Genomic DNA, 12492 nt, shown 5'->3' with positions numbered 1-12492 from the left:
TACTGTGGCAAATCTTTATGATGTAATTGTGATTGGATCAGGTCCAGGCGGATATGTAACCGCAATTCGTGCAGCACAATGTGGTTTTAAGACTGCGATTGTTGAACGTGAACATTTGGGAGGGATCTGTTTAAATTGGGGGTGTATTCCAACAAAGGCCCTTCTACGTTCAGCGGAAATGAAACATTTTGCTGAACATGCAAAAAATTATGGACTAAAAATTAATGGTTCAATTGAGGCAAACATCAAAGATGTTGTGGCACGTTCACGCGGTGTTTCAGCACGTTTAAATGCTGGTGTTGATTTTTTAATGAAAAAAAACAAAATTGATATTATCTGGGGTGAAGCAAAGCTTACTAAAGAAGCGAAGAGAAGCCATCCTGCGGAAATTATGGTTTCTTCATCCTCCAAACCGATTATGCAACCGCAAAATCCAGTCCCTAAAGGGACGTTAGGGGAGGGAACATATCAAGCAAAGCATATCATTATTGCAACGGGTGCACGTCCTCGTGTCCTTCCTGGTATTGAGCCAGATGGAAAACTCATTTGGACTTATTTTGAAGCTATGATACCGCCAGCAATGCCAAAATCGCTTTTGGTTATAGGGTCTGGGGCTATTGGCATTGAATTTGCCTCTTTTTATTGTGATATGGGGGCGACAGTAACTGTTGTTGAAATGATGCCCCACATCATGCCTGCTGAAGATATTGAAATTTCAACGTTTGCTTGTAAACAGTTAGAGAAAAAAGGTTTACGCATTCTTCGTCAAGCAAAAGTAACAAAGGTTGAAAAATCTTCTGATTCTGTGACTGTACATATTGATGTTCAAGGTAAAATAGAGTCAATGACTGTTGACCGGTTGATTTCGGCTGTTGGGGTGCAAGGTAATATTGAGAATCTTGGTTTAGAAGCTTTGGGAATAAAAACCGATCGCGGGTGCATTGTAACCGATGAATGGAGTTGGACGGGGGTGGAAGGCATTTATGCTATTGGTGATGTAGCAGGTCCTCCTATGTTGGCACATAAAGCAGAAGAAGAAGGTGTGATATGTATTGAGCATCTTGCAGGTTTAAAGAATGCTCATCCGCTTGATAAAAGAAAAATTCCAGGGTGTACATATTGTACACCACAGGTTGCCTCTGTAGGGCTTTCAGAAGCTACAGCAAAAGAAGCAGGTTATGATATACGTATTGGTCGTTATTCTTTTGCTGCGAATGGCAAGGCGATTGCTTTGGGTGAAGATCAGGGGTTAGTAAAAACAATTTTTGATAAAAAAACAGGACAGCTTCTTGGGGCCCATATGGTAGGGGCTGAGGTAACAGAATTGATACAGGGTTTTGTTATTGCTATGAATCTTGAAACAACAGAAGAAGAATTAATGCATACTGTCTTTCCACATCCGACTTTATCGGAAATGATGAAAGAAAGTGTATTGGATGCTTATGGTCAAGTTTTAAACGCTTGATGACTGGATTGTATGAAAGATTTTATATTTTTGATTGTTACTTCGTATTTATAAGGCAAAGGCTTAAATGGTTACGGTTGTTGATAGAGTTACAAATAGACGTTTGCGTCATCCTGAAAAGGCACATCGTCCTGATACAAGCGTTCAAAAAAAGCCAGATTGGATTCGTGTAAAAGCGCCAACATCGCCAATTTATAAGGAAACACATGGTATTGTACGTACGCATAAGTTAGTGACTGTATGTGAAGAAGCTGGTTGCCCTAATATTGGCGAATGTTGGAGCCAGCGGCATGCTAGCTTTATGATTTTAGGTGAAATATGTACGCGTGCTTGTGCTTTTTGTAACGTTGCAACAGGTATTCCACTTGCCGTTGATGATAATGAGCCAGAACGTGTAGCCGATGCTGTTGCACGGATGGAATTAAAACATGTTGTCATTACATCTGTTGATCGTGATGATCTTGCTGATGGTGGTGCTGAGCATTTTGCAAAAGTTATTTATGCGATTCGTCAAAAAACTCCTAAAACAACAATTGAAGTTCTGACACCTGATTTTCGTCATAAGGATGGCGCTTTAGAAGTTGTTGTTGCTGCTAAGCCTGATGTTTTTAATCATAACTTAGAAACAGTTCCTTCTAAATATTTGAAGGTTCGTCCAGGGGCACGTTATTTTCATTCAATTCGTTTATTACAACGCGTTAAAGAACTTGATCCAACAATTTTTACAAAATCGGGAATTATGGTTGGTCTTGGGGAGGAGCGAAATGAAATTTTGCAATTGATGGATGATTTGCGCTCTGCTGATGTTGACTTTATGACGATTGGACAATATTTGCAGCCTACACGAAAACATCATCCAGTTGTTCGTTTTGTGCCTCCTGAAGAATTTGAGTCTTTTGCCAAGATTGGTAAAGTAAAAGGATTTTTACATATGGCCTCCAATCCTCTGACACGTTCATCTCATCATGCTGGAGATGATTTTGCTATTTTGCAAAAAGCGCGTGATGAAAAATTTTCCTTACAGAGATAATTATGCCGATTTTTACAATACATCGGCAGATCACCCATAGTGCCAGTGAAATGTTTGAGCTGGTTTCAGATATTGAGCGTTATCCTGAATTTTTACCAATGTGTGAGTCTTTAATAGTACGTTCTCGAAAAGAGTATGGGAAAAAAATGTTGCTTCTTGCGGATATGACCGTTGGCTATAAGATTATCCGTGAAACTTTTACGACTCAAGTATTTCTTCAGCCGGAAAAAAATCTTATAGAAGTTAAATATATTGATGGTCCATTCAAATATCTTGAAAATCGTTGGTCCTTTCATGATATTGAAAATACCAATGCATGTAATGTAGAGTTTTTTATTGATTATGAATTTAAAAGTAAAACGCTTGGATTAGTGATGGGCTCAATGTTTGATATTGCGTTTCGTAAATTCACCGACGCTTTTGAGAAGCGTGCGCATCAGATTTATGGCTCTACGATAACATAGTCTATTCTGTTATTTTTTAACAATACGTATTGCTTATAACGGCGTGAAGGTGAAAACTGGTTTCCATCTTTACTATTTGTTTTAATTCATCTTTTTCAGCTTTGAAAAGCATATTAAAGGAATATCATTTTAAATGATGAAGATGATGCACAGCTTCACGCTTTTGTTTCTCTTTTTTAATAGAGGCATATCCAAACAAAACGCCCAAATAGGACATGCTTGCGTCATACCCATTTCATAATAAATAGTATAGATACTCGTAAAAGTATATAAATCAACATCTTTATACTTATGAAGAAGTCAGCCTGCACCATTTATTTGCCATCTCTCGAGATGTTGCGCGAGCTCTTAGCATTTGAGAGAGGTACAAGTATCCTTTTCTTCAATCATTTTATTTATACAGTTTTTTTCTTGTGGCGTGCAAGTGAATAAATTTGATTAATTCAACTGAAAGTTGTGGTGCAATAAATCATTTTTTCAAGATGTTGACGATTATAGACTCAATGTGGAATAGAGAGCTTTGAAATTAGTATGGGGAATTCAGTGAAGCAATTCCAGAATCATTTTAAAAACATTTTCAACAGTTGCATGGCGGATAGCATTGCGGTTAAGATGACCAAAGTGCATTTCTTTGTGCAGAGTTTTATGATTTTTGTAAGCAACTGCGCAATGCACAAGTCCTACAGGTTTATCAAGACTTTCTCCTCCTGGACCAGCAATTCCTGTTACAGAGACTGCAATGTCAGCTTGTGAATGTTTTAATCCACCCTCAGCCATTGCAAGAGCAACTTCTTTTGAAACGGCGCCATAGGTTTTTATAAGTTCAGCACAAACGCCAACAAGGCGTGTTTTAGATTCATTTGAATAAACAACAAATCCACAATCGAGAACATCTGACGAGCCTGCAATATTTGTGAGGCTTGCAGCAATGAGTCCTCCTGTACAAGACTCTACAGTTGTTAACAGCAAACCTTTTTGGCGAAAGATATTAAGGACTTCATGTGCTTGTTTTTCACAAAGATATGTCATTGGGGAAGTTCTCCTGAATAAAGAACGCTCGCTGTTGCAAGAGCAGCAATTCCTTCACCACGACCAATAAATCCAAGCCTTTCATTTGTTGTTGCTTTGATAGAGATTCGATCAGGTGTCATTGAAAGTATTGTCATAAGATTTTCTGTCATGGCATGACGATAGGGACCAATTTTAGGATTTTCAGCGATAATTGTGATATCAACATTGGCGATACGACCACCTGCTTGTTTTAGAATATCAAGAGCATGACGGAGAAAAATTTCTGATGATGCATTTTTCCATTGGGGATCAGAGGGAGGGAAATGTGTGCCAATATCTCCAGCACCTCGCGTAGCGAGCAGGGCATCTGTTAGCGCGTGAAGAGCAACATCTGCATCGGAGTGTCCATTTAATTTTTTATGAAAAGGGATTTTTATACCACATAAAATAAGAAAGTCACCTTCCTCGAAAGAGTGAACATCATAACCATTGCCGGTGCGGATATCAGGAAACATTTGCATTTTCTTTTGGAGATATAAATGTGCGGTATTAAAATCTTCATGCCATGTAATTTTTATGTTGTTAGGATCCCCAGGAACGATACGCATAGGAATTCCAAACCATTCGGCAATCGCAGAATCGTCAGTGAATTCTTTTTTGCAAGCTTGTTTTGCTTGCTTATGGGCCGCTAAGATATGTTCAAAGGGAAAACACTGTGGAGTTTGTGCACTATAAAGATGGGTACGGGGAATTGTTTCTAAAACATGCTGATTATTTACACGTTTAAGGGTATCAGAGATGGGAAGAACAGGAAGAACACCTTCTTGAGGGGTGATTGTATTGTGAATGTTATCAAGAAGCTTGTTTTCGATAAAGGGGCGTGCACCATCATGAATATGCACATATTGGAGATTGAATTTTTTGAGTGCCTGAAGTCCATTTAAGGTAGAGATTTGACGTGTATTGCCTCCTTCAACGATAATAAGGCGCTCTTTAAAATCACCAATAGCTTGTTCACAGATTTGACGATCTTCTGGATGAATAACAAGGATAATTGTTGTGATAGATGGATGCTGCAAAAAACAATGCACGGTATGATAAATAATCGGCTTTTGTCCTAGAAGCCGATATTGTTTTGGAATTTCATGGGGAGATCCTGCTCTTTCACCACGTCCAGCGGCTAATATTATTGCTGCAATAGAAATACCTAATCTCCTTGTATTATAATCTTAGTTTGCCTTTTTGTCATTAATTTTAAAATGATTTTGAAAGGATGGTTGTTGTAGATCAGCAAGGGATATCACGGATAACACCTCAAAAAAAGCATTTAATGCTTTTTGAAGTGCGGTATTTAAACCACAAAAATCGATCAAGGGGCAAGTTGGTTCTGCAGTATCGAAACATTCTGCTAGGGAAAAGTTATCTTCTGTTACTTTCACAACATCAGCGACTGAAATCTCTGCTGCGGGTTTCGCCAATCTAACTCCACCATTGCGTCCACGCACTGTTTGTATAAAACCTGCTTGAACAAGCAGCTGAAGGATTTTAAATAAAAAAAGTTCTGAAACGGCATATGCTTTAGCAATTTCTGGAACACGACTGAGAGTTCCCTGATTATCTGCACAATACATGAGCATTCGAAGAGCATAATTTGTTTGTTTTGTTAATCGCATCTCATTTCCTTCGTAAAGTATCGTCGAACACAGTTTATTTTAAAGATATTTTGCAAAATGTAGAAGTTCTTTCTCGTTGACTATATTTGCTCTATTTTAAATGTAGTATTAGTATTGTCAATTTTTGCTACAAAAGGTTATATGAGAATAATGGGATAAGGGTATGTAAGCTCATGACGAATATAACATCTGTGACGAATCTTCAAGACATAGATAAAAATACTTATAACGATGAGTTGTATCGTTTAAGTAAGGTATATATTTTTTTAGGGATTACAATTATTGTATTGGCTTTACTTACGGCCTCTGTTTCATTTATTATTCTTATTGGATTAACCCCTGTTGTTCCCAGTAGAACAGTAACTCTTATTCTTATAGGGATTAATAGTTTTTGGGTTTTAGGGCTTATTGTCATCGTTTTTTATGAGATGATTCCGATCATTCGTGCTTGGCGTTCAAGGCGTGCAGGGTCGCGTCTTCATGTGCGCCTTATTTCATTGTTTGCACTTGTTGCAACAATGCCAGCTGTTGCTGTAGCTCTTGTATCGGGTCCAGCACTAAATTTGGGACTTGATCGATGGTTTGATACAACAACGCGGCAAATTGTGGGCTCTTCTATTGATTTAGCAAATGCTTATGCAGATGAAATGCTTCAAAATTTAAAAAATTTATCCTACGCGATGGCATTTGCACTTGATAACAAAAAACTCTTAGAACGTAATCCAGCTGAATATAGGATGCAATTGACGCGCCATGCTATAGGACGCAATTTGCGTGGCGCATTTTTGTTAAGTTCTAGCGGAGCTATTTTTATATCGAGTGCTCTTGGTGATGAAGATAAACTGCCAATTCCTCCTTCCAATCTTATTGAACGTGCAACCAGTGCGAGGCCTTTTTCTTTTCAACCAGGCGTGCATGATTATTTTGGTATTATTTTAAAATTTACCAACATTCCAAACACATTTCTATATTTGGTGCGTGACGTTGATAAAGGTGTTTTATCTGCTTTGCGTTTGACAGAAGTCAATACAGATCGTTATCGTGATTTAAATGAAAATCGCCTGCTGACGCAAATTGCATTTGGTATGCTTTATTTATGTCTTTTTTTTAGTTTATTCTTATCAGCTATTTGGGCCGCTATTGCTGTCGCTGATCGCTTAGTACGTCCTATTCGTCTTCTCATTAGTGCAGCTGATGATGTTGCTACTGGAAATATGGAAATTTTTGTGCCAGTACGAGCAAAAGATGGGGATATTGGGCAATTATCCAAAACTTTTAATTACATGGTTAGTGAATTGAAAAGTCGGCGCAATGAGTTGATTGCAGTGCGTGATCAAATTGATGAGAGAAGGCGTTTTTCTGAAGCAGTGTTATCGGGTGTAACAGCAGGAGTAGCTGGTATAGATGATAATGGTGATATTACAATTATTAATCGATCTATTGAAGCGATGTTTGATATTCGCTCTGAACACGTTGTTGGACAAAGTCTTTTATCTTTAAGTGCTGAAATTTGGCAGGTTTTTCAGTTTGCACGTTCATTGGATCGTAAAAATCATCGTGAGCAGGTTACTTTAAACGTTGCAGGAAAAGAGCGTGTCTGTAATGTCCAAGTTACGATGGAAGAGGATGATGGACAGGGGCAATCTTGGGTTCTAACAATTGATGATATTACAGACCTTGTTGCAGCGCAACGTACAGCGGCGTGGGCGGATATTGCACGGCGTATTGCACACGAAATAAAAAATCCCCTCACACCCATTCAGTTATCCGCCGAACGCATTCGTAAACGTTATAACAAAGTTATTACACAAGATAGAGAGGTCTTTGAGCGGTGTATTGAGACAATTATTCGACAGGTTGGAGATATTGGGCGTATGGTTGATGAGTTTTCCTCTTTTGCACGTATGCCCAAACCACAAATGCATATTTTAGATATACGAGAATTGTTGCGCGAAGCATGTTTCTTGATAGAAGTGACACGACATGATATTCATTTTGAGCAAGATTTAGGAAGTCTACCACTTATGGGTGCATTTGATAACCGTCTCATTGTACAAGCTTTTTGCAATGTTATCAAAAACGCGAGCGAATCCATAGATTCAGTTGTGCGAGAGGAAAATATTCACGGTCATATTCTTGTCCGTTCTTATCGTCAAGAGGAATGGGTGGTTGTGGATGTTGTTGATAATGGGAAAGGACTTCCTAAAGAGCAAAGACAAAAGTTATTAGAGCCCTATATAACAACGCGGGAAAAAGGAACAGGGCTCGGGTTAGCCATTGTGCGCAAAGTTATTGAAGATCACGGTGGTTCCATGGAGCTTCATGATGCACCGGAGAGTTTTTATGAAGGTCGTGGTGCGATGATCCGTTTGATATTTCCGGCGGATGGGGGTAAGCAGGGTAGTATTATACAAGCCATAAATCATAAGATAGGGGAATAGTATGGTATCAGATATCTTGATTGTTGATGATGAAGCAGATATTCGTGAGCTTGTTGCTGGTATTTTAGATGATGAAGGTTATGAAACGCGTGTTGCTTGTAACTCTGATGAAGCATTGGCTCAAATTAGTGAGCGTATTCCAAAGCTCATTTTTTTGGATATTTGGCTACAGGGTAGTCGTCTTGATGGTTTAGCATTGCTTGATGAAATTAAAACGCAATATCCGGCTCTTCCGGTCGTTATGATCTCTGGTCATGGTAATATTGAGACGGCTGTTTCCGCTATAAAGCGAGGGGCATATGATTTCATTGAAAAACCTTTTAAAGCTGATAGACTTGTATTGGTTGCAGAGAGAACACTTGAAAACTCAAATTTAAAACGTGAGCTTTTAGAATTGCGAAAGCGTTCGAACGAGACATTAGAGTTGCTCGGAAAATCGACAGTTGTAAAAAATTTGCGTCAAATCATAGAAAAAGTAGCACCAACCAATAGTCGCGTCATGATAACAGGTCCTTCAGGGGCAGGAAAAGAAACTGTTGCACGAACTATTCATGCGCTCTCAACGCGTTCGAATGGGCCATTTGTTACAATAAATGCTGCAACGATTACTCCGGAAAGAATGGAAATAGAGCTGTTTGGCAGTGAAATGGAAGGAAGAGAGCGCAAGATCGGTGCCTTAGAGGAAGCTCATGGCGGTATATTATATCTTGATGAAATTGCTGACATGCCACGTGAGACTCAAGGTAAGATTCTTCGGGTGTTAACGGGGCAGACATTTGAAAGAGTTGGCGGCACAAAACGTGTTAAAGTGGATGTGCGTATTATTTCTTCGACAGCGCAAAATCTTGAAAACCTCATTTCTGATGGGCGCTTTAGAGAAGATCTTTTCCACCGTCTTTCGGTTGTTCCTATTGCTGTTCCGCCCCTTTCAGCGCGTCGTGAAGACATTCCAGAACTTGTACATCATTTTGTAAAAACAATATCACAGCAGGTTGGGATTAAACCGCGTGCAATCAGTGATGATGTGATTGCTATTTTGCAAACGCATGCTTGGCCGGGTAATGTGCGGCAATTACGCAATAATATTGAGCGTCTTCTTATTCTTGTGCGGGATGGTGATGGTCCTATAACAGCGGACTTTCTTCCCAGTGAAGTAAGTGATTCTTTGCCACGTCTTCAAATGGATTCAGATGAAAGTATAATGGATTTGCCGTTACGTGAAGCACGAGAATTGTTTGAAAAGAGATATTTAGTGGCACAGATTGGGCGTTTGGGTGGAAATATATCACGTACTGCTGAATTTATAGGCATGGAGCGTTCAGCTTTGCACCGTAAACTTAAAGCGCTTGGAGTTTCTTAAAGCGATGCGTGTTATTATTTGCGGAGCAGGACAGGTTGGGTATGGGATAGCAGAGCGTCTTGCTGCTGAAAATCACGATGTTACTGTTATTGATATTGAAACGAGATTAATTGAAAAGATTCGCGATACATTGGATGTGAGAGGTTTTGTTGGTCACGGTTCACGTCCTGAAGTTCTTTTGGCTGCAGATGCAGACAAAGCTGATATGTTGATTGCTGTCACTTTGTTTGATGAAGTCAATATGGTAGCTTGTCAAGTAGCACATTCATTATTTAATGTGCCCACAAAAATTGCTCGTATTCGTTCACAATCTTATTTAGAACCACGTTATAAGACGCTTTTTTCCAGAGAGAATATTCCCATTGATGTGGTTATTTCGCCAGAAGTTGAAGTTGGGGAAATGGTTTTGCGCCGTATTGCTTTACCTGGTGCAATAGATGTTCTTTATTTTTGTAATGATGATGTTGTTGCGCTAGCCTTGGAATGCATGGAAGATTGTCCAGTTATTAATACACCTTTGCGTCAATTAACAGAGCTTTTTCCAGATCTTCATACGACGGTTACCGCTATTAAACGTGGCGCGGAATTATTGGTTGCACATTCAGAAACGCAATTACGCGTTGGTGATATAACCTATCTTGTTGTTGCTCGTGATCAAATGCGCCGTGCTGTTGGGCTTTTTGGTCATAAAGAACAAGATGCCCACCGCATGATTATTGCAGGAGGCGGTCACATTGGCCTTTATGTTGCACAGGCTATTGAAAAGCGTTTCCATAAATTAAAATTGAAGATTATAGAATCGCATAGAGAAAGAGCTCTCACGATTGCTGATCAGCTTGAAAAAACAACAGTTTTATACGGTAACGTGTTAGATCCAGTGATTCTTCAAGATGCGGGAATTGATCAGTCCGATTTAATGATTACATTGACCAATCAAGATCAGGTTAATCTCTTAAGCGCTATTATTGCTAAAAGATTGGGCTGCAAAGCCAATATGGTATTGATTAATAATGTTGCCTATCAAGAATTTAGTCGTGCTGTTGGTGTGGATGCATATCTTAATCCCCATAGCGTTACAATATCGAGAATTTTGCAACAAATGCGCCGTGGACGTATTCGTTCTGTTCATTCAGTTTTTAATGGCCGAGCAGAAATTATTGAAGCTGAAGTGATGCAAACATCTTCATTGGTTGGTAAGTCATTATCAGAGCTCAATTTATCAGATGGTTTGAGAATTGGTGCAATTTATCGCAATAAGACAATAATACAACTTTCGGCAGATACGCGCATTTTGTCTGGTGATAGAATAGTGATTTTTGCTCTTGCTGATAGGGTTCGTGATGTTGAACAACTCTTTCGCGTAAGTTTAGAATATTTTTGATATATTATCTATGGATATTTGTACTTTTTGGTATAGTGGACAATTAAGATTGGTGGATAGGCTTTGTTTGTCCTCAATGGTTAAAACTGGACAGCGCGTTAAGCTTTTTAGTTATGATAAAAAAATAGATAATCTTCCTGCCGGTGTTGAGTTGCATGAAGCCGAATCAATTTTACCACGCTCAGCAATTTATCGCCTTGACCCCGATTTTTCTGATAATAAACCAGGGTGTACAATTGTTCAGTTTTCGGATTTTTTTCGTGTTATGCTGATGAAATATCAACAAGGTGTTTGGTTAGATACAGATGTTTACCTTGTTAAACAATTTCATCCAGATGCGGATAAGGTTTGGTTGGCAAGAGAAAATAATACAAGAGTAGGCGTTTCTGCACTTTATTTTCCGCCCAATAACCCTATTATAAAAATATTTGAAGATTATTGGGCAGGCACAGAAATTATTCCTCATTGGCTTGGATTTAAGCGTCGTATTTGGAGACCATTCTGGTTAAAGAGAAAAAAAATGCCGATTTTACCGGGAAGTCTTGGTGTTACGATATTTGGCAATGATGGTATTTCACGATTAGCAAAACGATATGGTTTTTTTCATGAAGCAAAGGAAAAGGAAACTTTTTATTATTGGACTGGGCGAAAAACTGAACGTATTTTTGAACCAGCTTTTGGCATAAAGCCGCTTACAGATTCACGCTTGATAGGCTTTCATATTCACAGAAAGACAAAGACCACGAAAAGACCTCAGGAAGGAAGTTTTTACCATTGGGCGGTATCTCGCATCCCTGATGTTCATCATTTGTTTAGATAGAGTTATTATTGCTATTTTAACTATTGAGATTTTAATCTACCTTAAATAGCTCTTGATTGTAGCTTGCGCAAGAGAGTAATGTTAACATATGGATAAAAACATTGAATGTGTAAAGAGCGGTTGTTATATGAACGGAAAGTAAAAATATGAGTGATCCAATGAAAACAGCATTAAGCCTTGTTCCTATGGTTATTGAACAAACCAATCGTGGTGAACGGGCCTATGATATTTTTTCCCGTCTTTTAAAGGAGCGGATTATTTTTATTAATGGTCCTGTCGAAGATGGTATGGCAATGCTTGTTTGTGCACAATTGCTTTTCTTGGAAGCGGAAAATCCTAAAAAAGAAATTAGTCTTTATATTAATTCTCCAGGTGGTGTCGTAACATCTGGTATGGCTATTTATGATACTATGCAGTTTATTCGCCCTCCTGTTTCTACGCTTTGCATGGGGCAGGCGGCATCTATGGGGTCTTTATTGTTAACAGCTGGAGCAAAAGGTCATCGTTTTACATTGCCAAACGCACGTATTATGGTGCATCAACCATCTGGTGGTTTTCAAGGTCAAGCTTCAGATATTGAGCGACATGCGCAAGACATTATAAAGATGAAACGGCGTTTAAATGAAATTTATGTTCAACATACAGGTCAAGATTATGAGATTATTGAGAGAACTCTCGATCGCGATCATTTTATGACAGCAGAAGAAGCCAAAGCGTTTGGCTTAGTTGATGATGTTATACAATATCGTGCAGAAACTGAAAAAGAAGAAAAAGATTAAGAGTTTTTATAGAAAAAACAGCTACTTTAAATCACAGAGTTTTATAAAAAATATCGCAAAATAAGACA

11 protein-coding genes are annotated in these 12492 nt (G+C 38.7%); 8 read left to right on the top strand and 3 right to left on the bottom strand.

Features of this window, described 5'->3' with window-relative positions; all coding sequences use genetic code 11:
* Positions 1-4: 4 nt before the first annotated feature.
* The 3 genes from lpdA to ACFIKH_RS02030 all read left to right on the top strand — a co-directional run bounded on the left by lpdA (position 5) and on the right by ACFIKH_RS02030 (position 2959).
* Complete coding sequence (gene lpdA / locus ACFIKH_RS02040) at positions 5-1465, top strand: dihydrolipoyl dehydrogenase (RefSeq protein WP_375625945.1); 1461 nt, start codon at positions 5-7, stop codon at positions 1463-1465.
* 67 nt (positions 1466-1532) lie between these two features.
* Positions 1533-2495 (top strand): lipoyl synthase, encoded by a 963-nt coding sequence (gene lipA, locus ACFIKH_RS02035; protein ID WP_273723360.1) that lies wholly within the window; start codon positions 1533-1535, stop codon positions 2493-2495.
* A 2-nt stretch (positions 2496-2497) separates the two neighbouring features.
* The gene (locus ACFIKH_RS02030) at positions 2498-2959 is read left to right on the top strand and encodes a type II toxin-antitoxin system RatA family toxin (RefSeq protein WP_273788342.1); all 462 of its coding nucleotides are present in this window, start codon (positions 2498-2500) and stop codon (positions 2957-2959) included.
* A gap of 540 nt (positions 2960-3499) precedes the next feature.
* On the opposite strand, the gene ACFIKH_RS02025 is transcribed toward ACFIKH_RS02030, so the two are convergent.
* Genes ACFIKH_RS02025 through rirA form a run of 3 tightly spaced genes read right to left on the bottom strand, consistent with a single transcriptional unit; the run spans position 3500 to position 5643 of the window.
* A complete protein-coding gene (locus tag ACFIKH_RS02025; protein WP_375624974.1) occupies positions 3500-3988 on the bottom strand; it encodes a CinA family protein in 489 nt (162 codons plus the stop codon).
* The gene (locus tag ACFIKH_RS02020) at positions 3985-5175 is read right to left on the bottom strand and encodes a bifunctional 2-C-methyl-D-erythritol 4-phosphate cytidylyltransferase/2-C-methyl-D-erythritol 2,4-cyclodiphosphate synthase (RefSeq protein ID WP_375651615.1); all 1191 of its coding nucleotides are present in this window, start codon (positions 5173-5175) and stop codon (positions 3985-3987) included. The genes ACFIKH_RS02025 and ACFIKH_RS02020 overlap by 4 nt, the downstream gene beginning before the upstream one ends.
* Positions 5176-5199: 24 nt before the next feature.
* Positions 5200-5643 carry an iron-responsive transcriptional regulator RirA gene (rirA, locus tag ACFIKH_RS02015; RefSeq protein ID WP_273788340.1) on the bottom strand — a complete coding sequence of 148 codons (444 nt, stop codon included), beginning with the start codon at positions 5641-5643 and terminating at the stop codon, positions 5200-5202.
* Positions 5644-5816: 173 nt separating this feature from the next.
* Here rirA and ACFIKH_RS02010 point away from each other — a divergent pair, with 173 nt between their 5' ends.
* The 5 genes from ACFIKH_RS02010 (at position 5817) to clpP (ending at position 12424) form a co-directional block, all read left to right on the top strand.
* The gene (locus ACFIKH_RS02010) at positions 5817-8084 is read left to right on the top strand and encodes an ATP-binding protein (RefSeq protein WP_375625950.1); all 2268 of its coding nucleotides are present in this window, start codon (positions 5817-5819) and stop codon (positions 8082-8084) included.
* Position 8085: 1 nt separating this feature from the next.
* Positions 8086-9444 (top strand): sigma-54 dependent transcriptional regulator, encoded by a 1359-nt coding sequence (locus ACFIKH_RS02005; protein WP_012755009.1) that lies wholly within the window; start codon positions 8086-8088, stop codon positions 9442-9444.
* Positions 9445-9448: 4 nt separating this feature from the next.
* Positions 9449-10825: a Trk system potassium transporter TrkA gene (gene trkA / locus ACFIKH_RS02000; protein ID WP_012755010.1), complete on the top strand. Its 1377-nt coding sequence runs from the start codon at positions 9449-9451 to the stop codon at positions 10823-10825.
* Positions 10826-10835: 10 nt separating this feature from the next.
* Entirely contained in the window at positions 10836-11645 is an 810-nt protein-coding gene (locus tag ACFIKH_RS01995; RefSeq protein WP_375625953.1) for a hypothetical protein, read from the top strand.
* Positions 11646-11791: 146 nt separating this feature from the next.
* Positions 11792-12424, top strand: coding sequence for an ATP-dependent Clp endopeptidase proteolytic subunit ClpP (gene clpP, locus ACFIKH_RS01990; RefSeq protein WP_012755012.1), 633 nt, complete (start codon positions 11792-11794; stop codon positions 12422-12424).
* Positions 12425-12492 lie beyond the last annotated feature (68 nt).

This window comes from Bartonella sp. SD1336NMGDW, assembly GCF_042193565.1.
GTDB classification, from domain to species: domain Bacteria; phylum Pseudomonadota; class Alphaproteobacteria; order Rhizobiales; family Rhizobiaceae; genus Bartonella; species Bartonella grahamii.
The sequence above is the reverse complement of the archived record's forward strand: the minus strand, read 5'-3'. Positions and strand labels throughout refer to the sequence as shown.